Source organism: Leptospira ainazelensis, assembly GCF_016918785.1.
In the GTDB taxonomy this organism is placed as follows: domain Bacteria; phylum Spirochaetota; class Leptospiria; order Leptospirales; family Leptospiraceae; genus Leptospira; species Leptospira ainazelensis.
Window position 1 is genome coordinate 1 of sequence record NZ_JAFFPT010000071.1, and the last position, 21,935, is coordinate 21,935.

At 42.6% G+C, this 21,935-nt stretch carries 18 protein-coding genes; 5 read left to right on the top strand and 13 right to left on the bottom strand.

Going from position 1 to position 21,935, the window contains the following annotated elements; all coding sequences use genetic code 11:
* Positions 1–180: hypothetical protein (locus JWG44_RS15815; RefSeq protein ID WP_205275979.1), on the top strand; the 180-nt coding region annotated here is incomplete at its 5' end.
* A gap of 27 nt (positions 181–207) precedes the next feature.
* Here JWG44_RS15815 and JWG44_RS15820 read toward each other — a convergent pair.
* Together JWG44_RS15820 and tyrS are read right to left on the bottom strand one after the other, a co-directional pair.
* Positions 208–1,404 (bottom strand): polysaccharide deacetylase family protein, encoded by a 1,197-nt coding sequence (locus JWG44_RS15820; RefSeq protein WP_205275980.1) that lies wholly within the window; start codon positions 1,402–1,404, stop codon positions 208–210.
* A 45-nt stretch (positions 1,405–1,449) separates the two neighbouring features.
* Complete coding sequence (gene tyrS, locus JWG44_RS15825) at positions 1,450–2,667, bottom strand: tyrosine--tRNA ligase (RefSeq protein ID WP_205275981.1); 1,218 nt, start codon at positions 2,665–2,667, stop codon at positions 1,450–1,452.
* A gap of 32 nt (positions 2,668–2,699) precedes the next feature.
* Here tyrS and JWG44_RS15830 point away from each other — a divergent pair, with 32 nt between their 5' ends.
* Entirely contained in the window at positions 2,700–4,352 is a 1,653-nt protein-coding gene (locus tag JWG44_RS15830; RefSeq protein ID WP_205275982.1) for a glycerol-3-phosphate dehydrogenase/oxidase, read from the top strand.
* A 263-nt stretch (positions 4,353–4,615) separates the two neighbouring features.
* On the opposite strand, the gene rpoD is transcribed toward JWG44_RS15830, so the two are convergent.
* From rpoD to JWG44_RS15860, 6 genes are all read right to left on the bottom strand, one after another.
* A complete protein-coding gene (gene rpoD / locus JWG44_RS15835) occupies positions 4,616–6,373 on the bottom strand; it encodes an RNA polymerase sigma factor RpoD (RefSeq protein WP_205276133.1) in 1,758 nt (585 codons plus the stop codon).
* Between the two features lie 19 nt (positions 6,374–6,392).
* The gene (gene dnaG, locus JWG44_RS15840; RefSeq protein WP_205275983.1) at positions 6,393–8,192 is read right to left on the bottom strand and encodes a DNA primase; all 1,800 of its coding nucleotides are present in this window, start codon (positions 8,190–8,192) and stop codon (positions 6,393–6,395) included.
* An 11-nt stretch (positions 8,193–8,203) separates the two neighbouring features.
* Positions 8,204–8,650: a GatB/YqeY domain-containing protein gene (locus tag JWG44_RS15845; protein ID WP_205275984.1), complete on the bottom strand. Its 447-nt coding sequence runs from the start codon at positions 8,648–8,650 to the stop codon at positions 8,204–8,206.
* A 61-nt stretch (positions 8,651–8,711) separates the two neighbouring features.
* Positions 8,712–8,921: a 30S ribosomal protein S21 gene (gene rpsU, locus JWG44_RS15850; RefSeq protein ID WP_000232823.1), complete on the bottom strand. Its 210-nt coding sequence runs from the start codon at positions 8,919–8,921 to the stop codon at positions 8,712–8,714.
* A 191-nt stretch (positions 8,922–9,112) separates the two neighbouring features.
* Positions 9,113–9,325 carry a hypothetical protein gene (locus tag JWG44_RS15855; protein ID WP_205275985.1) on the bottom strand — a complete coding sequence of 71 codons (213 nt, stop codon included), beginning with the start codon at positions 9,323–9,325 and terminating at the stop codon, positions 9,113–9,115.
* A gap of 120 nt (positions 9,326–9,445) precedes the next feature.
* A complete protein-coding gene (locus JWG44_RS15860; protein WP_205275986.1) occupies positions 9,446–9,889 on the bottom strand; it encodes a hypothetical protein in 444 nt (147 codons plus the stop codon).
* A gap of 356 nt (positions 9,890–10,245) precedes the next feature.
* Here JWG44_RS15860 and fbp point away from each other — a divergent pair, with 356 nt between their 5' ends.
* Positions 10,246–11,274: a class 1 fructose-bisphosphatase gene (gene fbp / locus JWG44_RS15865; protein ID WP_118982246.1), complete on the top strand. Its 1,029-nt coding sequence runs from the start codon at positions 10,246–10,248 to the stop codon at positions 11,272–11,274.
* A 146-nt stretch (positions 11,275–11,420) separates the two neighbouring features.
* Here fbp and lvrB read toward each other — a convergent pair whose 3' ends face one another.
* Together lvrB and lvrA are read right to left on the bottom strand one after the other, a co-directional pair.
* Positions 11,421–12,566 carry a hybrid histidine kinase/response regulator LvrB gene (lvrB, locus tag JWG44_RS15870; RefSeq protein ID WP_205275987.1) on the bottom strand — a complete coding sequence of 382 codons (1,146 nt, stop codon included), beginning with the start codon at positions 12,564–12,566 and terminating at the stop codon, positions 11,421–11,423.
* A 75-nt stretch (positions 12,567–12,641) separates the two neighbouring features.
* Complete coding sequence (lvrA, locus tag JWG44_RS15875) at positions 12,642–15,131, bottom strand: hybrid histidine kinase/response regulator LvrA (RefSeq protein ID WP_205275988.1); 2,490 nt, start codon at positions 15,129–15,131, stop codon at positions 12,642–12,644.
* Between the two features lie 330 nt (positions 15,132–15,461).
* On the opposite strand from lvrA, the gene JWG44_RS15880 reads away from it, so the two are divergent.
* Both JWG44_RS15880 and JWG44_RS15885 read left to right on the top strand, forming a co-directional pair.
* Positions 15,462–15,695: a YgaP family membrane protein gene (locus JWG44_RS15880; protein WP_332460798.1), complete on the top strand. Its 234-nt coding sequence runs from the start codon at positions 15,462–15,464 to the stop codon at positions 15,693–15,695.
* Between the two features lie 7 nt (positions 15,696–15,702).
* Positions 15,703–16,260 (top strand): HdeD family acid-resistance protein, encoded by a 558-nt coding sequence (locus JWG44_RS15885; protein WP_332460799.1) that lies wholly within the window; start codon positions 15,703–15,705, stop codon positions 16,258–16,260.
* Between the two features lie 96 nt (positions 16,261–16,356).
* Here JWG44_RS15885 and mgtA read toward each other — a convergent pair whose 3' ends face one another.
* The 3 genes from mgtA to JWG44_RS15900 all read right to left on the bottom strand — a co-directional run bounded on the left by mgtA (position 16,357) and on the right by JWG44_RS15900 (position 21,862).
* Complete coding sequence (mgtA, locus tag JWG44_RS15890; RefSeq protein WP_232371687.1) at positions 16,357–18,900, bottom strand: magnesium-translocating P-type ATPase; 2,544 nt, start codon at positions 18,898–18,900, stop codon at positions 16,357–16,359.
* A 185-nt stretch (positions 18,901–19,085) separates the two neighbouring features.
* On the bottom strand, positions 19,086–21,128 hold the full coding sequence (gene tgt, locus JWG44_RS15895) for a tRNA guanosine(34) transglycosylase Tgt (protein WP_205275989.1): 2,043 nt from the start codon (positions 21,126–21,128) through the stop codon (positions 19,086–19,088).
* An 80-nt stretch (positions 21,129–21,208) separates the two neighbouring features.
* Positions 21,209–21,862 carry an LA_2219 family laminin/E-cadherin/plasminogen-binding protein gene (locus tag JWG44_RS15900; protein WP_408612000.1) on the bottom strand — a complete coding sequence of 218 codons (654 nt, stop codon included), beginning with the start codon at positions 21,860–21,862 and terminating at the stop codon, positions 21,209–21,211.
* Positions 21,863–21,935 lie beyond the last annotated feature (73 nt).

Here is a 21,935-nt window from a genome sequence, read left to right on the forward strand (position 1 = left end):
TGTAGGAACTCCTACAAAAATTTTGATTGGATCGCCCTGATTCGAAATCGCTTTTTTAACTTGTGGGTAAGGTTATGCTTTTTGGGTGGTGGAGGCGGGATTGGTGGGAAAACTCGTGAGAATTTTCTATATCAGAAAAACATACTTTTTGCAATCGAAATTCTCGGAGTCATTTTGTAGGAGCTCTTACAAAATGACTTTTCCGTTTCAATCCTGTCGATCATTGAGAGTTTCAGGAATGGTAACAAAACTATAACCTTTTGAAAGCATCTCTTGGATAAAATCCGGAAGAATGTAGATTAATTTTTCAGTTTGTCTCGGAGAACCCAAGTGCATCAGAATGATCGCTCCATTCATTCCATTCTTATCAGCCTCTTCCCAGCGATAAAGAAAATCCAGAGCCTCGGCCCTTGTTTTATAATTCGGGTTCGGCAAAATTCTAGTTTTTCCTGTCTGCGGATCTTTTTTATAAATGAATTTCTTATATACAAAATCCGGAATATCCAAGGAGCCGACCGAATTGTTGCTCCAAAAAATATGCTGTGCAAATCCGAGTTTTCCGAAGGTTTTAATCACAAGGGGATCGAAACCTCCGTAGGGAAGTCGATAGAATTTTGTCAGCTCCTTTCCCGTGATCGATTCGAACTTCTCTTCTACCATTCTCATTTCTTGTTGAAGAAAATTAGTATCCGGAATCTCGTCGGAAATATAAGTCAAAAGCGCCCTCTTTCGAAGTGAAGATTCATATAAACTTCTTGGAATATTATAATGACTCCAAGTATGGTTTCCGAAAACGACCCGATTTCCGAGCTGAGAGAGTTTTTTTAAATAGTAGATGTTAGTATTGCTAAAAAGAGATCCGTTTTTGAGAGCCGGGTTTTCATTGGAGACAAACAGGGTGATCTTGATCGGAAATTTAGAAAGATATTCGTAGAGAAGTTTGAGATCCTCGCCCGTCCCCAAATCGAAAGTAAGAGAGATTTCCTTAAAGTTTACGTTTCCCCGATTGATATTCTTTCCGATGTCCGCTCCGGGAAAGGTTTCGAGATTTATTTTGTTTTCGGCGATCTGATCGGACAAATCCCCGTCCGGAACCGCGTTGTAGAGTTCGGATTTGAATTTGAGGAGTTCTTCTTCCTGTTGCTGCTCTTCCAGGCGAAGAGACGTCAGAGTTTCCTCCAAATTGGTGATATGAACCGTTTGTTTTTCAACAGTCGCTTCCAAGCGAAAGATTCTATGGGTTAAGGTAAGAATGGAGACGGAACCTAAGAAAGTGAAAAATCCTATGGAAAATAGAATGCGAAGCATTCTAAACTTTCGTTCTATGACCTCCGTTTCGATTCCGCTTCTTTTGATTTCGGATATCGTCCTGGAGAGTTCGGAAGATTCTTCTTCGCTTAACATGGGGATTCGATTGAAAAGAGAAAATGCGGATTCTTCAAATCATTTTTAGGAAAGAATTTTTAAAAATTTTCCCTTTTTCCCCTGTCTTACCAAGTATTCTTTTCCTCTTTGGATCGCCAATTTTTCATCGGTGATCTTGTCTTCGGAAAGATACAGTCCGCCCGCTTTGATCAGTCTTCTTCCTTCTGAAACGGAGGGAACAAATGCCAATTTACTCAAGACCCATACGAGCAAGGGTTCTGCGGTTTCCGCGAAAAATTCTTCTCCGAGTTTGACTTCCGGAATATCGTCGGGAACGGCGCGGGATTTCGGATTGTGCACCTTCTTCCATTCTTCGATCGCTTCGTCGTTCTCGGACGGAGGTGAAAATTGGTCCATGATCATTTTTGCAAGTTCGGTTTTGACTTCTTTCGGATGAAGTTCCTTTTTTTCGATTCCATTCTTTCGATTTTGAATTTCCGGGAGAGGAAGATCGGTAAGAAGTTCAAAATAATTCCACATCAGATCGTCGGATATGGACATGAGTTTTCCGAACATGTCGATCGGAGCTTCGGTGATTCCGACGTAGTTTCCGAGAGACTTGGACATCTTCTTCGTTCCGTCGAGTCCGACTAACAGTGGAAGTGTGATGACACACTGAGCTTCCTTTCCGTATTCTCTCTGCAAATCCCTTCCCACGAGAAGATTGAATTTCTGATCGGTTCCTCCGAGTTCGACGTCGCATTCCATCGCGACGGAATCGTAACCCTGCACTAAGGGATAGAGAAATTCTATCATCGAAATCGATTGGCCGGCTTTATATCGTTTGCTGAAATCGTCTCTTTCCAACATTCTTGCGACATTGTATTTGGAACTCAGGACCAGAACGTCTTCGAATTTCATCTCGCTGCACCAGGTGGAATTGTAGACGATCTTGGTTTTCTGAGGATCGAGAACCTTAAAAACCTGGTTCTGATAGGTTTTCGAATTCTCCAAAACCTCTTCTTTGGAGAGCCTTTTTCTCGTTTCGGATTTTCCGGTTGGATCGCCAATCATCGCCGTGAAGTCCCCGAGTAAAAAGGAAACTTCATGACCTAAGTCTTGAAAGTGTTTGAGCTTTTTTAGCTGAACAAAATGTCCGAGGTGAAGATCCGGCGCCGTCGGATCAAAACCTGCCTTTATTTTAAGCTTACCTTTTTTGGTAAGTTTGGCCTTGAGTTCTTCTTCGCTGATTAAATCAACGCAGCCCCGGCGAATAATTTCGATTTGTTTTTGAATGTGCATGCAAGAAAAAATGGTACCGATTGTGAAACTTAATGCAAATTTGCAGGGGGAAAGAAACCTGTAAAGCAGGAAGAATTGTGAAAATGGAAAAACAAGGCAGAGCCGAACAAATTTCAAAATTACAAAAAGAATCTTATGATATTCTCTTTATAGGCGGCGGATCCACCGGCGCGGGCGCTGCGTTTGATGCCGCAAAAAGAGGATATAAAACCGCGCTTATCGAAAAGAGGGATTTTGCTTCGGGGACTTCTTCCCGTTCCACGAAGCTCATTCATGGCGGAGTCCGTTACCTGGCTCAGTTTCATTTCAAACTCATTCACGAAGCCCTCACCGAAAGACAGAGACTTTTAGAAAACGCTCCTCATCTCGTAAAACCTCTCAAATTTGTTCTTCCCGCGTACCGATTCTACGAAAGACCGTATTATGGAATCGGATTGACTCTTTACGATATTCTTGCATCGAGAGGAAAACTTCCTTCTCACAAAACGATTTCGAAGTCCGAAACGATCTCCGAATTCTCAGCGATCAAAAAAGAAGGGCTCTTCGGAGGAATCACTTACTACGACGCTCAATTCAATGATTCTCGTTTGAACGTTCTCCTTGCGAGAGCGGCAGAGAAAGAAGGAGCGACCGTCGCCAATCGTGTGGAACTCGTTTCTTTTATCAAAGAGAAAGGAAAACTCAAGGGTGCGAATCTCAAAGATCTGGAAACGGGAAAAATTTTTCCGATCTATGCGAAGGTAATCGCGAACACAACCGGAGTTTGGGTCGATCACGTACGGAAATTGGACGACCCAAGGACGTTTAACGTGCTGTCTCCAAGTCAAGGAATCCATCTCGTATTCTCCAAGGAAAAAATTCCTTGCGAGTCCGCGATGATCATACCAAAGACAAAAGACGGAAGGGTCGTATTTATCATTCCTTGGGAAGATCACGTGATTTTAGGAACCACGGATACTCCGATTGAAAATCCGGGAGACGAACCTCTTCCGATCGGTAACGAGGTTCAATTCTTGTTAGATACCGGAAACGAATATCTGGAATCAAAAGTCTCTCAAAAGGATATTCTTTCCGTTTTTGTGGGGATTCGTCCCCTCATCTCTCCGGAAGGAAATCAAGATACTAAAAATATTTCCAGAGAGGAAGTGATTCTCGTTTCCAACTCGGGTCTTGTTACGATGGGTGGAGGAAAATGGTCCACCTATAGAAAGATGGCGGAAGAGTTAGTTGATAAACTCATCCAGGTCGGAAACATAGAAACCAAAGAAGAATGTTCCACAAAAATTTATCCTTTCCCCGGATCGAAAGGATATTCCGGAACTCTCCATAAAGAATTAGAAAAAACCTATAAGATCGATTCGAAATTTGCCAGACGTCTTCAGAACTACTACGGAACCGAGGTTTTCGATGTTTTAGGGAAAAAACCGAAACTGATCGGAAAGGGAATTCCTTTCTTTGAAGAAGAAGTCGTCTTTGCGGTCAAAGAAGAATTTGCTTTGGGAGTTACAGACATTCTGGCGAGGAGATTTAGGATTCTTTTCTTGGATCTGGAATTGTCTCAGAAAATGATAGGGCCGGTAGCGACGATTCTTGCAAAACAACTCAAGTGGAAGGAAACGAAAAAGAAGGCGGAAGAAGCGGAAACTCTCGAGCTGATCGAGAGTTTGAGAAAGTCTTACAAGTAACGCTATTCCACCTTTTAAGAATTGCGAGTTAAGAATAGAATCGGGAAATTACGGTTCTAATGTTTGAAGGTTAGAAAACGTCAGAAAGAACGATGGATTATTTTGTCGTAACAACAAATCCTCCGTGAAAGTCGCGCGCCCCACCCTGATCTTGGGTGGTGGGGTGCGGTGGCGGGAAAAACTCGGGAGATTTTTCTCTATCAGAAAAATCCGCGACTGGCAATTCAAAATTCTCTCTTCTACTTGTAGGAACTCCTACAAAATCAACCGTCAATATAATCCTTGAGTTTCTTCGAACGTGATGGATGTCTGAGTCTTCGGAGCGCCTTCGCTTCGATCTGACGAATTCTCTCTCTCGTAACCTTGAACTGATAACCGACTTCTTCCAAAGTTTGAGGATAACCGTCGTCCAGACCAAAACGCATCCGGATGACCTTTTGTTCGCGCGCAGGAAGTGTATGTAAAACTTGACGAATCTGTTCCGCGAGAATGCTGGACGCCGCCGCGTTTACAGGGGTTTCCACTTCCGTATCCGGGATAAAATCCCCGAGTTCGGAATCTTCTTCGGAACCAACTGGAATCTCCAGAGAGATCGGTTCTCTCGCCACGTTTTTTACCATCTTCACTTTCTGAACCGGCCATCCGAGTCTTTCCGCAATTTCTTCGTTGCTCGGATCTCTTCCGAATTCCTGAACAAAAAGTCTAGTTTCGCGGATCACCTTGTTGACCTGCTCGATCATGTGAACCGGAACGCGGATCGTTCTCGCCTGATCCGAAATCGCTCTCGTAATCGCCTGACGGATCCACCAAGTAGCGTATGTGGAGAATTTATAACCTTTTTTGTATTCGAACTTATCAACGGCTTTGATCAGACCGATGTTCCCTTCCTGAATCAAATCGAAAAAGTGCATCCCGCGATTCGCATAACGTTTCGCGATGGAAACCACAAGTCGTAAGTTAGCTTTTACAAGTTCTTTTTTGGCCTGAGAGATTTCTCTCTCGCCTTTGATGATCTTCTCGCCCCAGTCTTTAATTTCTTGAACCGTAGAACCGGCTTCCTGTTCCATACGGCGGAGTTTTCTTTCGTTGTTCCGAATGTCTTTGATGACCTCGCGAACTTCGTCTATATTCACTCCCATCTTGACTTCGATGTCGTCTAACTTCTCGTTCTTTTCGATAAATCGGTTAAACGCTTTGATGTCTCTTACGTCTTGACCGTATTGGGCTTTGATTTTTAGGAAATGACGATCGATCTCCTTGATTCTAAAAACCATGGATTTGATCTTCTGCGAGATTTTCTGAATTTCTTTTTGAGAAACTCCCAACTCTCGGATCGCATTGTGAATGACGTCGGTGGAAGCGTCTATCTTCTCTTTAAATTCTTTGAACTTTTTGGAAGTCTCGGAATACTTCCGGATCTTAGAAACGGCTTCTTGTAAAACCTTCTCTTGTTCTTGAATCACGAGAATGTTTTTGAAGAATAATTCCTCTAATTTGTGCGCCTCTTCCGCGTTGAGCGCATACATCTTGTCTACACGAATGAGGTCGTAAACTTTGATCTTCTTGCTTCTAATTTTCGGAAGAAGTTTGATATAGTTAGCTCTGAGAATGGAAGAACTTAAGATCGTCTCTTCGATGATCTTTTCTCCCTTCTCGATTCTTTTTGCGAGGAATACTTCGGTTTCACCGGAGATCAAACTTACCTTTCCGATTTCTCTCAAATAGAGTTTGATCGGATCTTCGGAACCGCTTGCGGACGAAGAAGATTCTTTTTTCTTTCTCGCGGGTTTAGAATCGTCTTTGGGAACGAGTGTGGAAGCGGGCTCCAGAGTATTTCTGGTGTATTCTTCCACGATTTCGATCCCCATCTCGTGTAAGAGGGTAAAAAAATCGTCGATCTTTTCTGAGTTCAGAATTTTGTCGGGAAGAATCTCGTTGATATCATCATACGAAACTTCTCCGTTTGCCTTTCCAAGAGATATAATCTTCTGAACCTCAGGCATGCTTTGCAGATTTTCCATCATTTCAAATTCCCTCTATTTATGTGGTAGCTGATTGACTCCGGATATGTTCCAGAATCTTTTCTTTTTCTTTACGATAAAAACTGAGTTCCGTAAAGATCTCGGGCGTAAAAAAACGTTCTCTCTTTTGATCGAGTTCCCGAATTCGTTCCTCGATCCGAAACTTCTTCTGCTGTAAAAGCAGAATTCTAAATACTTTTTGCAATTCTCCCGGTTCTATCTTTTCGGAATCCTCTTCCAAAAGATAAGGGGCTAACGCCTGTTTTAAGTCCTCGGGAATGTCCGAGGCTAAGATCTGAACCGGAGAAATTTCCCCTTCTCCCGTGTAGATCGTATACAAATAATCCCAGAGATAAGAACTCGCCGTGTCCAAAAATTCCATGGAAGAAATCTCTTCCGAATAAGAGAATAACCCCGTATGTTTTACGAGCATCGAAATGATCTTTCTTTCACAATCAAGAGCCGGACCCGTAAGAGTTTGTGTTTCTTTTACGTTAGATCTAGTATCGGCAGTCGAGGGTCCATTCTTTGCACCTGGCCCTCCTTTAAAATCCCGAAGAACCGCATCCATGCTGATTCCGAGTTTATTTGCTCCCAGTCCAAGAAAGAATTGTTTGTCAGTTTCCCGGTTTAGATTTTGAATAAAAGAATATAGATTTTGAAGTGCTTTTCTCTTTTTCTCGGGAAGCGCACGAGAATCGGCTCTATCGAGCAATTCTTCGACAACGAACTCGGAACCTTGAATTCTTTGGGAAAGGAGTTCGTTCAGTTCTTGTCTATTTAACGATTTTGCCAGATCAAACGGGTCTTTTCCTTCCGGAAGCAACACGATGGAACATTCCATTCCTTCTTTTAGACAGATTTCGGCCGCGTGAAGGGCGCCCTTTCTTCCGGCGACGTCCCCATCCAAAACCAAAACCACTCTTTCCGCAAACTTCTTCAAAGTCCGGATATGATTCTCCGTAATGGCTGTTCCCATAGAAGCGATCACATTTTCAAAATCCCGTCTCGCTAGTCCAATTACGTCCAGATATCCTTCTACGAGCATCGCCTCGCCGGTCTTTCTGACACCTTCTCTGGCACGGAAGAAATTGTAGAAGGTCCTACTTTTATCAAAAACAACCGATGCCTGACTATTGATGTATTTGGCTTCCTTCCCGGGACCCAAAATTCTTCCGGAGAAAGCGATCACTCTTCCGGAAAGATCCAACACGGGAAACATGATTCGATCTCGAAAAAAATCATAAGGACGTCCGTTTCCGGCTTCCTTTTCGCGAAGAAGTCCGAGTTGGATCGCACCCGCAATTTCATCCTTGGTTTTAAGAACTTCTTTAGCCAGGGTATCGAATCCTTCGGGTGCATAACCCAAACCAAAAAGACGGATTTCAGAATCTTCGATCTCTCTCGACTTCAAATAATCGAGAGCGCTCTTTCCAACGGGTGTATGCAAAAGGTGTTGATAATATTCGGAAACCTTTTGATTGATTTTATAGAGAAAATCGGAAACTTCCGCGAGTTTCGAATTTTTCTCTTCCAGAGGAATTCCGGAATACTCGGAAAGAATTTCAAGACCTCTTGTAAAATCCACTCTCTCGTAATCCATTACGAAGCGGATAAGATCTCCTGAAGCTTTACAGCCGAAACAATAGTAGAACTGCTTTTCAGCAGAAACGTTAAACGAAGGAGATTTTTCTTGGTGAAACGGACAGAGCCCTATGAAATTCTTCCCTCTTTTTTTAAGAGGTACAAAACGGGATATATAAGATTCGATGGGGACTTCCCGGTGAATTCGATCGATGAAATCCTTTTTGTTAGACAAAGGGAGCCCACTCAGGAAAGCCTGGATTTAACAATTGCCGAAACTTTGGTACCGTCTATGCTCTTTCCTTTGAATGCGGCCATGACACGACCCATTACCTTTCCCATGTCTTTTGCGGTTGGTTGTAGTTCCGCAAAGATCTGGTCTATGATTGCTATGATTTCAGATTCGGGAAGTTCCGGCGGAAGGTATTCCTTCAAAACGCTGGCTTCTCCTTCTTCTTGTGCTAAAAGATCTTTTCTCCCCGCTTTTTCATACATACCAATCGCATCCAGACGTTTTGCATAAGCCTTTTTGATGACGGTGATAACTTGCTCGTCCGAAAGCTCTTTGGCTCCGGTTTTTGTGAGCTCATACTGTATGTCGGACTTCAAAAGACGAAGCGTAGAAAGATGAGGTTCTTTCTTCGCTTTCATCGCCTCTTTCAGATCGTCATTGATTTTTATCTGCAGGGACATAGTTTTTATGATTCTTTAAGAGAGGAATCTTTTTGGATTCCGGTTTTAACAAAGCCTAAACTTAGGCTTTGTCTTTTTTAGAGAAAAGGCGTTTTTTCTTTTCAGCCTTTCTTTTTGCGGATTCGATCGCTTTTTTCTTTTTGATACTCGGTTTTTCGAAGTATTCTCTGCGTTTGATTTCGCTCATGATTCCAGCGTTCGCGCAGTCGCGTTTGAAACGTTTTAGAGCAGATTCGATCGACTCTCCGTCTTTAACAATGATTCCTACCATTCGATTTTTTGATTCCTTCGTTTTAATAGATGTCCCGAAAACGAAACATTCGGTGACAAAATTGCATGCAAAAATACCTACCAATTTCCAAAAGAAATGGATAGACCAGATTTACATTACCTGAAAAAGGGGGTATTATGTCAAGGGTTTTCCGACAAAATCTCAGAAAGTGATTTTATTTTCTATAAACCTTAAGCGGCGAAGAATTCGGCTCTCTGAATTTCAGAAATTTCGATCTGTGCTACGATTCCTGTTTTCCCGTTCTTAATCACAACATCGCCGTTCAATCTTCTGTTTTTATCAAGTTCGATTACGGTTCCGTTTTTGAGATGGAGGATGATATCGATTCCTCTGTATTCAATGTATCGCGCCAAGGTATTCTTGAACTTTTCTGCTTGATCCATACTTTCCTCCGAGGTTTGAAGCCTCGTGAAAATTTACGGTACAATCTCGTATTCCCTAAAGGACTTTTTAAAAAAGGCAAACTTTGTACATCGGAATCAAAAAAAATCGCTTAACAGACGTCATGTACTTTTTGAAGAGACGAGAAGATTCTTCCAAATCGGCTCCAGGCTTTCGATCGGAGAATTGAGTTCCATAAACTGGATCTCGTAGTCTACGATGAGATGATTGACTTGAAAGACAACCTCGTCAAAACGAGCTTGTACGATCTCTATCTTACAATCGGGAGAGAGTGTAAGAATGGATCTTGAATTGAGAACATACAACTTGTCATAGGGTCTTAGATGAGCTTGGATGATAGCCTTGAGCTCCTTCATGATCTCGCCGGATCTCTGCTCACCCAAGAGTTTGAAATACGAATAAAGATCTTGGAAACGAAAATGGGTGATCACGATCTCGTTACTCAGGGAATTTCGAATGTCCCTCAAAATCTGATCCGAAAATTCCTCGAATAAATCTTCCGAAATTTTGTATTTATGAGTGATCGGTTTGATTGTAGATTCCACAAGACTTTCCTCTTCTTTCAATATCGGATTTGATTCTCGTGAAATTGCAAGATTCTTCCCTTCCGTTTCTAATTTTTAAAAGAAGAATTCCGAGTCCTATCTCGAAAACGGAAAGAAAATTTGTAGAAGCTCCTACAAAAATTTTGATTGGGACCGCCCTGATTCGAAAGCGCTTTTTAACTTGCGGGTAAGGATATGTGTTTTTTGGGAGTTGGATCTGCCGAGTAATCAAAAACGAGGAGTTCCCACAAATTCAGGTTTTGGAACGAAGTTCTCGAGCCATTTTAAGAGAGCTTTTCGCTTGAATTCGCAGGCACTCGTAAAACTCTGTTGGAATCATTTTCCTAGAGGAATTTATGTCTGTCCATCCTACACAAACATTGAGTCTTTCCCAGTATTTAATCGAAGAACAGCTCAAGTTACCCCAGGCGACCGGGGATTTTACGGCTCTTATGAGCCATTTGGTTTATGCGGCTAAGATCGTATCCAGAGAGGTTCGCAAGGCCGGACTTTTAGAAAACATTCTCGGTTCTACGGAAGTCGTAAACGTTCAGGGTGAAACCCAAATGAAGTTGGACGAATATGCTGATAAAGTATTCAACCACACCCTGACCCGCTGCGGTCATCTTTGTATTCTCGGAAGCGAAGAACACGAAGAAACCGTCCCGGTACCGAACGGCTACAAGATCGGAAAATATACGATCGCGATCGATCCCCTCGACGGATCTTCCAATATCGACGCTAACGTTTCCATCGGAACAATCTTCTCGGTTCACTTGAGAAAAAGTCCCGGCGGAACACCGGGCACGTTAGGCGATCTTCTTCAGCAAGGGTCCAAACAAAGAGCTGCGGGTTATGTTTTATACGGCTCTTCTACCATGCTGGTTCTTTGCACTGGAAAGGGAGTTTCCGGTTTTACCTTGGATCCTTCTTGTGGGGAATTCATTCTTTCTCACCCCGATATGCAGATGCCCGAAACGGGTGGAATCTATTCCATCAACGAAGGGAATTACAACTATTGGTCCGACGAGGTGAAAAACTACATCCGCGATATCAAGTCGATCGAAGGCGGTAAAAAACCTCAATCGGGAAGATATATCGGCTCCTTGGTCGCTGACTTTCATAGAAATCTTTTAAAAGGTGGAATCTTCCTCTATCCGAACGATACAAAATCAACAAAGTATCCAAACGGTAAACTTAGACTCCTCTACGAAGCGGCGCCGATGGCGTTTATCGCTGAACAAGCGGGCGGTGTCGCGGTCACGGTTTACGGAGAACGAATTTTAGATTTGACTCCGGAAGAATTGCACCAACGTACTACGTTAGTCGTCGGTAGCAAAAAAGAAGTAGAACACTTCTTGAAATTTGCTCCGAAAAAACCTTAAGCAAAATTTTGATAACGTCTACGGTTTTCGATCAATGCATAGACGTTATCGTTAGTTCTTACTCGACGATCTCCGGATATTTTCGGCGGTCTTGTATCGTATAGGCTCCCTTTTTAAGAAAAATTCTTTTCGTTTATCAATTTCGTCTATTGCAACGGAGTTTTACAAAGCGGAATATTCAAATAAAAGCATGTATTCTCTCCCGGAACGCTTTTAAACGACAAAGAACCTCCGTGTTCCTCCGCGATTCCCAAACTCACGGATAAACCGAGACCGGTTCCTTTGTCAGCGGCCTTCGTGGTAAAGAACGTTTTAAAGACTGAATTCTGAATTTCTTCGGGAATTCCCATTCCATAATCGTCCACTTCAAATTGAGCGAACATGTTTCCTTGGATCTCCTGTAAGAATACCGAAATCCGAATTCTTTTTCTTTCGTCATAATCCGGAAATCTCTGATTGAGGCTATCCACGGAATTGTTGATGAGGTTTAAAAGAATCTGCAAGATCTGACCCAATCTGCAAAGGATGACATTTCCCTCGTCGATGTTTTCCCAACGAACATCGATCTTGTTCATCTTAAAAATCTGTTGAGAGATAGACTGAATTTTTACGAGGACTTCGGAAACATCGACCGGATAAAAATTTCCTTTCTCTTCGCGTGAAAATCGAAGAAGATCCTTCATAATCGTGGAAATTCTCGCGCTTTCATCTCTGATTTTGGTCGCGAGAGCTCTTATTTTTTCTCGGTCGAGATCTTCTTTTGCGATGAGAGCCGCGTATTCGGTGATAGCAAACAAGGGATTGTTGATTTCGTGCGCTAGAGTTCCGGCCATAAGTCCCATCGCTTCCAACTTTTGACTTTGTCTTAACTGCTCTTCTAATTCGTATTTTTCTTTTTCGGCCTTTCTTCTGAGTTCATGGTCTTCGAGCTCGTGCAGAGCCCTTTGAACGGCGGGTAATAATTTTTCAATCTTATCTTTGAGAACATAATCGGTCGCACCCATCGTCAAGGTCTGAATTGCGGCTTCTTCTCCGTAGGTTCCTGAAACAAAGATAAACGGAGTTTCAGGGCACATTTTTTTGGCCGCCATCAGAGCTGAAAAACCGTCGTATTTTGGGAGACTAAAATCGGAAAGAATCAAATGAGGTTTATCTTTTTGTATAGCGTGTGAAAATCCTTCCGAATCGCTGACGTGAATCGATTCGTAATCGATTTTAGCCTTCCTCAACTGTCTTTGAATCAACTCCAAATCCAAAAGAGAATCTTCTAAAAATAGAAATCTCCATCTCATTTTTACGACACTCCATACTCGAAATTTGAAATTTGCGCCCTGATCTGATATATTAGAATATCAGTTTATTTTAAACTATTCTTGTAAATTTACAGGAAGGGAAAACGAGAATTTTGAACCCTTACCCACCTCCCCTTCCGCAAAAACCTTCCCTCCGTGACGTTGGACTATACGAGCTACAATAGCTAAACCTACCCCCGTTCCCTCAAACTCGTCCTGTAAATGTAATCTTTGAAATACCTTAAAGAGCCGATTTACGTATCGTTTATCAAATCCAACTCCGTTGTCTTGGACAAAATAAGTATTCCATTCTTCTCCTTCTTTGCATCCGATTCGAACTTCGGGATGATCGCTTTTGGAAGAATACTTTATGGCGTTCGAAATCAAGTTAACCCAGACTTGTTTCAAAGCGGCGCCGTCTCCCAAAGCGGTCGGAAGGTTATCGATTTGGATCGAACAATGATTTTGATTCGGATTTTCCTGTTGTAACATCATGACAATATCGCGGACAAGGACGTCCATATCCACGGTTCGGCTTGCGAGTTCGATTTTGCTCACCTTATGAAAATCAAGAAGATTTTGAATAAGGCTATTCATAAGCACTATACTTTTCTCGATTATATTTACGATCCGAAGCGCCTCCGGATCCAACGTGTCGCCGAAATCTTCCACCAAAATTTTTACAAAACCTTCGATACCTCGGATCGGAGCTCGTAGATCGTGAGATACGGAATAACTAAAGGCTTCCATGTCTGCGTTTGTGGCTTCGAGAGTTTCGATCGTTTTTTTTAATCGGATAAAATTCCGAACTCGGACCAAAAGTTCCTCCGGAGCAAACGGCTTGATCAGATAATCCTGAGCCCCCTCGCTCAAAAGTCGGATACGAGCGTCCATATCCGCTTTGGCGCTTAAAAAGATGATGGACGTGGAATTCAATTCGGAATGTTCTCGAATTGCACGAACCATTCGATCCCCGCTTAGAACCGGCATCATTATGTCGGTCACGATCACATCCGGTTTTTCCTGTTTCGCTTTTTCCAATCCTTCCTTACCGTTAGTCGCCATTGAAATCTGAAATTCGGATGAAATTGTGTCCGCGATATAACGCCTCATTTCTGCGTTGTCCTCCACGATCAAAACTTTCGGTTTTGAGCCGGACAGATTCGGTTCTTCTAAGGTATCGTCTCCGATTTTTTTTAGATCGGAGACGGCGCTCATGATGGCGGGAATCAGTTCTTCATGAGGGGAAGGTCTTGCGTTTTCGATTCCTTCGTTTGAGACGATCGGAAGAATGACTTCAAACAACGCTCCTCCAAGCGAAGAGTTCGTGACTGAGACCTTTCCCGAATGGAGATTTACGAATTCCTTAACGATCGCAAGCCCCAAACCGGTTCCTCCAAAAGAACGAGAGTCCCCTTCTTCACCTTGTCTGAATTTATCAAAAATCAATTCCCGTAATTTTTCGGGAACTCCCGGCCCGTCGTCTTCTACTCGAATGGAAATTTCGGAATTTTCTCTTTGAAGTTGACAGCGAATTTTGCCGAAGTCCGGCGCGAATTTAAAGGCATTCGCGATCAGGTTTAATAGAATCCTTTCCACTTTTGCCTCGTCCAGGGGAATCATACAAGTTTCAGGAAGGGTTGTTTCGAACTCGATATTTCTTTCTTTAGCGACGGAATCAAAATGTGAGGTAATGTTCGAAACGGTTCTGGAAAGATCCACATTCGAATATTTGAATGTCATCTTGCCCGCTTCCAGTTTGGAGATATCCAGAAGATCGTTGACGTGTTTGAGTAAAGTGTAGGAATTCCGTTCTATCGTTTCCAGAAGACCTTTTTGAAACTGAGAAATCGATTCTTGTTTTAACAAGGAACGGGTCGGACCAAGAATCAAGGTAAGAGGAGTTCTGAGTTCGTGACTTACGTTGGCGAAAAATTGAGTTTTGAGCTGATCGAGTTCGATTAACTTTTCATAAACCTGTTTTAGTTCCTCTTCTCTTCTTGTAAGATCGTCGTTGAGAGAGGTAAGTTTTTTGTTCGAGTTTTGGATCTCCTGAGCTCTTTGATAAATTTCATTTTCCATCGAAGCGGTTAGGCTTCTCAATTCTTCGGTGATTTTATTCTGTTCGTTTCCTAAATTCTTCAATCGGACAAATTCTGTTACGTCTTCGACGCGGTGAATGACGTAGACAACTTCTCCTTTGGAATTTAAAACCGGAGAATTGACAGGGCTCCAGAATTTTTCTTCAAAACCTCCTCCTTCCGAGTCCGGGCGTTTCACGTCGTATTTCTGCACAGCCATTGCGTTAGTCGCTTTGTCTTTGATCACGGAAAGAATCGAATCTTTTAGATTGCTGACACCCGTCGCGTTCGGATCGGAGGGATTGTCCGGAAAAACGTCAAAAAGCCCCCTTCCGACTATCTCCTCCCTTTTGGTATTCGTAGCTCGCAAATACGATTCGCTGACTGCCGTAATTCTAAAATCGGGGAGTAAAATAAGATAAAGACCGGGCAAGGACTCAAAAATCAGGCGAAAATCATTTGATTTTAACTCATTTTCATTCATTGCAAATTCAATCATTCAAGGCGAAGACGATAGAAAATTCGTTTGTTTTTACTGTTTCCGCACAGGGAGAAATGCAGAAACAGAACCTATCAAATTATAAGTCGGTTTTCAATTCATTTTCTAAGAATTTGTTCAATTGGATGGATTTTTTTTGAATTTTACCACACTTTTGCAAAAGGATGTTTGGGATTTGGTGGCAAAAGTTTTAGGAATCCGGACAAATCACGTCGTCTTAGGGGATTCTTATCAAATCCGTCCTTGACAATTATCATCGTCCCTCACGCGCTTTGAAGAGAAATTACGATTTCATTCTTTGAAAACGAGTTCAGAATGAGTGTATCAAAATTTTACGGAGAAAGAATGATGAAAACAAATGAAGCAAATATCGATAGAATCGCAAGAATCGTAGTCGGTCTTGGTTTGGTGGTTCTCGGGTTTATGACACAAGGGTTGTTGGGAACCGGGATTTCAGTACTTGGATTGATTCCGATCGTGACCGGAGTGGTCGGCTGGTGCCCGCTTTATTCCCTTTTGGGAATCAGCACTTGCCCTGTAAAAAAATAAGATTCCGGTGAGTATCTTTAAAGACACGAAACACTGGTGGCTTCATATCCTCGTCGGTCTGATCTGGATTGCAACCGGTGCTTTTACCGTTTTTTTTCCGAGACAAAGTTATCTGGGACTCGCACTTTTATTCTCAGTCATTCTTGCGGTGACGGGAGTGGCCCAGATTCTTTTCGCTTTTTACAATCGTAAAAGTCCCGGAATTTTAAGTTGGAATCTTGTATTAGGAATCATTGATTTACTTGTGGGGACGATCTTAGTCTTACATCCCGAGATCACCGCGGTGACGCTTCCGTTTATTTTCGGATTTTTACTGATCTTTCGAGCGTCTTCGCTGATATCGTTTTCTATGGACATTCGCGTATTCAAATCTTATCCTTGGGGTTGGACGATGGCTTTGGGAATCGCAACCCTCCTTTTCGCGATCGCAATCCTATTCTTTCCGATCATCGGAATTTTTACGATTCTCATCTGGACTGGGACCGGTTTTCTAATTTCAGGAATGGGAAACGTATATTTGGGTTGGAAAGAATGGGAAGAAGAACGCTTGTCCTCTAAAAAATAATCTCGACGAAGGATCGTGGATTCGTTTTTTTTAAGTTCCGCAAACGATCCTTCTCCGGGAAATTTTTTTAATCTCGATCCGATCCATTTTTAGAATTTAGATTTTTACCCTTTTATAAAATTTACGTTTTGTGATTTCCGCAACGCTGATATAAAGAAGTATAATCCCAAACAAAAGACTTAAAAACTCCAGAGGTAAGGGAACAAGGCCAAAAACTTCGGCAATCGGAGTATAAGGAATCTCTAATGTTGCTCCGATTACGGCGAAGGTGGCGAATAAAAGGAACTTACTCGGACGACTTTTGTAAAACGGATTTCTTGTTCGAATCACAAGAACGATGAGAGAAGCGGAGACCACGGATTCTATAAACCAACCCGTTCTAAACTGCTCATGACTTACTTTTAAAACCCAGTATAAAATTCCAAAAGTGAGGTAATCAAAAAAAGAACTCACAAGACCGAACACGATCATAAACTTTCGAATTGCGACAATGTCCCAATGTTTCGGAGCTGCGACCATCTCCGTATCCACACGATCGGTCGCGATGGTCATCTCGGGAAAATCAGTCAATAAATTAGTGAGTAAAATCTGTTTTGGCAAAAGTGGTAAAAACGGAAGAAAAAGAGAAACCCCGGCCATACTAAACATATTTCCGAAGTTAGCGCTCGTTGCCATAAAAACGTATTTTAGAGTATTAGCGAAGGTGACCCTTCCTTCCTCGACTCCCTCCACCAAGACTTCCAGATCCTTTTCCAGTAGAACGATATCGGCGGCATTTTTTGCCACGTCGACGGCTGTATCTACCGAAATTCCGACGTCCGCGGAATGAAGCGCTGATACGTCGTTGATTCCGTCTCCGATATATCCGACTACGTTACCCGCTTTTTTGAGCGCGATGATGATTCTTTCCTTACTATTCGGTTCAATCTCGGCAAAAACGTCGATGTTTCCCACTATTTGAATCAAAGCTTCATCACTGATCGAATTTAGTTCGGGACCGCAGAGGGTTCTGTGTTCGTCCATTCCAATCTGAGAGCATAGACTCGCTGCGACAAATCGATTGTCTCCGGTTATCACTTTTAGCGAAACTCCTAAGTGGTTTAATTCGGCAATGGTTTTTGCAACGTTTTGTTTTGGCGGATCGTAGAAAGAAAGAAGTCCTATAAAGGTCATATTCTGTTCTTCTAATTTATCGATTTTGGAAACGGGCCCGAGATCCTTTACAGCGATTCCTAAAATTCTATAACCTTTTGCGCTGAACTCTTCGTAAAGTTTTAGAATTTGGTCCTTTACGGAATCGATCTCGACCTTTTCTTTCTGATTCGTTTTTGCAAATCTACAAATGGAAAGAACATTTGTCAGGGCTCCTTTTGTGATCATAAAATGTTCTTCTTTGTGAGACACGACGATGCTCAGGCGTTTCCTAAGAAAGTCATAGGGGATTTCGTCCTCTTTTTTGTATTCGGAAATATCAAACTGAAGATCGTTTCGAATCGATTCGTCCACCGGGTTGATAAAACCTGTTTCAAAAGAAGCGTTTAAGAATGCAAAAAGGGCGACTTCGTCGTTTTGTTTTCCGAAAATATCCATCGCAGATTGCATCTTTACGGTTCCTTCCGTAAGTGTTCCGGTTTTGTCCGAACAGATGATGTTCATGTTCCCGAAGTTTTCGATGGCGGTCAGTCGTTTCACGATCACTTTTTTCTCGGCCATTCTTTTTGCACCGTGCGAAAGATTGATGCTGATGATCGCCGGAAGTAGCTGAGGAGTAAGGCCAACCGCTAAAGCAAGAGAGAATAGAAAAGAATCCAGAACGGAACGACCAATCAGCACGTTGATCACAAAGATAGAAATTACTAAAAGTAAAGTAATATGAAGAAGAAAAAATCCGAACTTCCGAACGCCCGCCTCGAATTCGTTTTCAAGTGGTCTTAGCTTGAGTCGTTCCGAAATTTTTCCAAACTCGGTGTCCTTTCCGGTTTTCACCACGATCGCCTTTGCTTCTCCGCTGATTACGTGTGTTCCCATCCAAAGCGAATTTGTTCTTTTGGAAAGACCCGATTCTTTGGAAACGGTCTCCGTATTTTTTTCGGCAGGATAGGTTTCACCGGTAAGAGTCGCTTCGTTTACAAAGAGATCCTTCGATTCTAAAAGAAGACAATCGGCGGGAATGACATCCCCGGCGCTCAGCCTTAGAATATCGCCCGGAACCACGTTTTCCAAGGACACATCTTTTTGAGAATTGTCTCGGAAGACGGAAACCTTTACTTGCACCATCTCGATCAATTTTGCGACTGCGTTTTTAGCTCCGAGTTCCTGCCAAAAACCGAGAACTCCGCTGATTAAAACGATTCCAAGAATGATCATCGCTTCCGTGGAATCCCGAACGATGATAGAAAGCCCGGCGGCAAAAAACAAAAGAAGAATGATGGGACTTTTGAACTGAGAAAAAAATAAGCCGATCGAACCGGAATCTTTCTTTTTGGTCAGGCGATTGGCGCCGTATTTAGAAATTCTCTCCTTTGCCTCCGATTCGGATAAACCGAGAGGATTGGATCCTAAACGATCCAAACATTCCTTAGGGGATAAATTCCAAAAATGGAATAAAGGATTCTGCATATCTTCTTTGTTTTGAGCCATTTTTGTCTTACTCGATTTAGAATCCGTTTCCTTTTACGAAAAGAATCTATTTAAGATTTTTATAAACAATTGCGACTGCAAAGCCAAAAACGCAAATTCTTGGCTAAGAATCAAATGAATGTGAAAAGTAAGACTGACTTTGAAAGTATGCCACTCGAGCGCGGAAACGAATTTAAGAGAAAAGATTAAGTGAAAGCTGTAAATTGAGGATGGGAAAGAATGGTTTTTTCCCAGATTCTATTTTCGTTCTCGTTCCATTCTTCTCGAAAACGAGCGTGACTTCTTTGTCTTCTTCCCAGCCATTCTTCGCCGAGGAGTTGGGAAAATTCTTTCTCGCTTTCCGGTCGTTTTGTATATGCCACCGTCGTTTCGGACTTAGGTCCGCTGCCTTTTCCTTTACCGACCCAAAAGCCCGCAAAGATCAAAGAAGAACGCACAGCAGTGGAAGCGGAATACGTGACAAACATCGTATTCTTTGGATCCTTTTGAAAAAAGAGAAAGAGTCTTTTTAAAAAATCAGGGTGCCATAATTTAGAATCCGTTTTGAAAGAGAACGGATCATAGAAGACGAGGTCCGGTGTTTTTTGAACCGAGAACGTTTTTTCAAAATCACCTTCTACCAAATCCCAGATCAGTTCACCGGAGGGAGAAGTCCAGCTTCCTTTTTCCAAAATGGATCGTGGGGCCTTGTGAAAGAGGTGCGGGAAACATCCGATGTTTCTCATAGCGAGTCGAAACGGATCTAAGTCACATTCAAAACTGATTAGATTCATCGGCCCGGGAGAATCGATCTCCTCATAACAACGGATCGCCGCCATCGAATTGGTAGCCGCTCCCAGACCCACGTCCCAAATCACGAAATGATTGGAGAATTTCGATTCTTCCTTAGTTTTTTTTGCATCGGCAAGTTTTTCGGAAAGACCCGTTTGTACAATGTAAAGCGACTTTGCCTCTTCGGAAGGATTGTTTACCGAATGCATGACTTCACCCGAACTTCTTTGACGAACGCTCCAATACTTTCCTTCCTTGTTTTCTCGAATCTCATAGTCTCCGAGAATTCTTTTTCTCTGAGCCTTCGGAGTTCTTTTTTTGTGTAAGGATGGATCAATGTTGTCGCTTCGAGTCAGCTCTTCTTTTTTTTGAGAATAGTAAGAAGCAAAATTTCCTTCGAAGATTCGCGCGCGCATTTCGGCCATGAGGCGGTGATAAAAATTCAAATTGTGCATCGCGATCAGGTGCCATCCCAAAATTTCGCTCGTTTTGATCAGATGATGTAGATAGGAACGAGAATAATTTTGGCAACAAGGGCATTCGCAGTTTTCGTCGAGTTTGGAATCTTCAAACTTATAAATCGTTCTATGGATTTGAAGTTTCCCAGCGCTTGTATAAGCGACTCCGTGTTGAGCGAGTTCCGTCGGAATCGTACAGTCGAACATATCCACCCCACGGTGAACCGCTTCCAGAAGATCGATGGGAGTTCCAACACCCATCAAATAACGAGGAAGATCTTTCGGAAGCAAGGAAGCTGAAAGTTCGCAGAAATCGTTTCTTTCCTCTTTGGTTTCGCCGACCGCCAAACCGCCGATCGCAAATCCGTCAAAGGGCATCTGAGTCAGGGTCTTTGCGCTTTCTTTTCTTAGATCCTGAAAACAAGCGCCTTGAACGATTCCGAACATAGATTGTAAAGAATCCCCTCTTGCGTCAAGACTTCGTTTTGCCCACCGATGTGTGATTTCCATCGCGTCTTTCGCCTTCGCATAATTAGCCGTAGACGGAATACACTGATCCAAAACCATCATGATGTCCGAACCGATCGCCTTTTGCATATCAATGCTGAGTTCGGGAGAAAGAAGAATCATCTTTCCATCTACGTAACTCCGAAAGAGCGCCCCTTCTTCGGTCATCTTTCTGGAATTCGGAAGACTGAAAATTTGAAACCCGCCCGAATCGGTAAGCACGGGAGAATCCCAGTTCATAAATTTATGAATTCCGCCGATCTTGCGAAAAACTTCCGCGCCTGGTCGCAAAAGAAGATGATACGTGTTTGCCAAAAGAACTCTCGAACCCATCTCTTTCAAAGAATCGACGGTCTGAGCCCTTACTGTGGCCTGGGTTCCCACCGGCATAAAGATGGGAGTTTGAACCTGCCCGTGCAACGTAGTAAACGTCGTGGCACGAGCGTTTGTGTGGGAAGCCTCGGCTTCGAGGACAAAATTCAATCGAGGCATTTGAACTTCATAAAAGGAGAATCGGGTTTATACAAACGTTCTTGAAAAGAAGGATTTACTTTTCAGGGACAAACCCTTTTTTATTTCCTGCGAATCACTTCTTTTTTCAATTCTTCCTTAACTACGTCCCGATTGCTTCCCACTTTGTTTTTGAGTTCGAGAGTATAATGAATTTGGAATTTAGTAACTACCGGTTTTTCTTCGGAATGTTCCATAGACCAACGAGTAACGTCGTTTTGTACGATCTTCGCTAGGTCGTTGATTCTCGGGACTCTCGTATTAAAACGGATCGTTTCGAACGCACCGGTGTTTCCGTTTAACACAACGATGATGATTCCGTCGTCGATAAAGTTGATTTTATTGTAACGAACCAATTCTTCGCTGATGAGCGCGTCCCCGCCCTTATCCACCTTCCGTTTGATGTATTTGGAACCTCGAAGTTGACGAAGCTGATATCCGTCGCTCGAAATATGAACTCGAAAGTATTCCAGTGAGTCCTTGGAAGGTTTGAGAAACGCAGGATGATCTCCCGTATTTAAGGTGATTTCCTTTCCTTCCTCGTCTAAAACTACTTCGTTTTCTCCGGCCGGATTGGGAACCGGTTCGGTTTTCACCGATTCTCCTTCGGTAGTTTTGCCGGTCGTGGAACAGGATAGAATCCCGAGTCCGCTCCAGGTGATCCCGACGATCAAAAGAATTTTTGTAAATGTGAACTTTGTTTTCATACCCGATATCAATTTTTATTCTCCAAAACTAAATTCTATTCTAAAATAACCCGTTCTCATTTTTGCATTCGTCTTTTTGTTC

Coding starts and splice junctions, on each gene's coding strand:
- fbp (WP_118982246.1), top strand. CDS start 10,246: ATGTCTGTCCATCCTACACAAACATTGAGTCTTTCCCAGTATTTAATC.
- JWG44_RS15845 (WP_205275984.1), bottom strand. CDS start 8,650: ATGTCCCTGCAGATAAAAATCAATGACGATCTGAAAGAGGCGATGAAA.
- JWG44_RS15830 (WP_205275982.1), top strand. CDS start 2,700: ATGCAAATTTGCAGGGGGAAAGAAACCTGTAAAGCAGGAAGAATTGTG.
- JWG44_RS15855 (WP_205275985.1), bottom strand. CDS start 9,325: ATGGATCAAGCAGAAAAGTTCAAGAATACCTTGGCGCGATACATTGAA.
- tgt (WP_205275989.1), bottom strand. CDS start 21,128: ATGCCTCGATTGAATTTTGTCCTCGAAGCCGAGGCTTCCCACACAAAC.
- tyrS (WP_205275981.1), bottom strand. CDS start 2,667: ATGCACATTCAAAAACAAATCGAAATTATTCGCCGGGGCTGCGTTGAT.
- JWG44_RS15880 (WP_332460798.1), top strand. CDS start 15,462: ATGAGTGTATCAAAATTTTACGGAGAAAGAATGATGAAAACAAATGAA.
- rpoD (WP_205276133.1), bottom strand. CDS start 6,373: ATGGAAAATCTGCAAAGCATGCCTGAGGTTCAGAAGATTATATCTCTT.
- lvrB (WP_205275987.1), bottom strand. CDS start 12,566: ATGAGATGGAGATTTCTATTTTTAGAAGATTCTCTTTTGGATTTGGAG.
- mgtA (WP_232371687.1), bottom strand. CDS start 18,900: ATGGCTCAAAACAAAGAAGATATGCAGAATCCTTTATTCCATTTTTGG.
- rpsU (WP_000232823.1), bottom strand. CDS start 8,921: ATGGTAGGAATCATTGTTAAAGACGGAGAGTCGATCGAATCTGCTCTA.
- JWG44_RS15820 (WP_205275980.1), bottom strand. CDS start 1,404: ATGTTAAGCGAAGAAGAATCTTCCGAACTCTCCAGGACGATATCCGAA.
- lvrA (WP_205275988.1), bottom strand. CDS start 15,131: ATGAATGAAAATGAGTTAAAATCAAATGATTTTCGCCTGATTTTTGAG.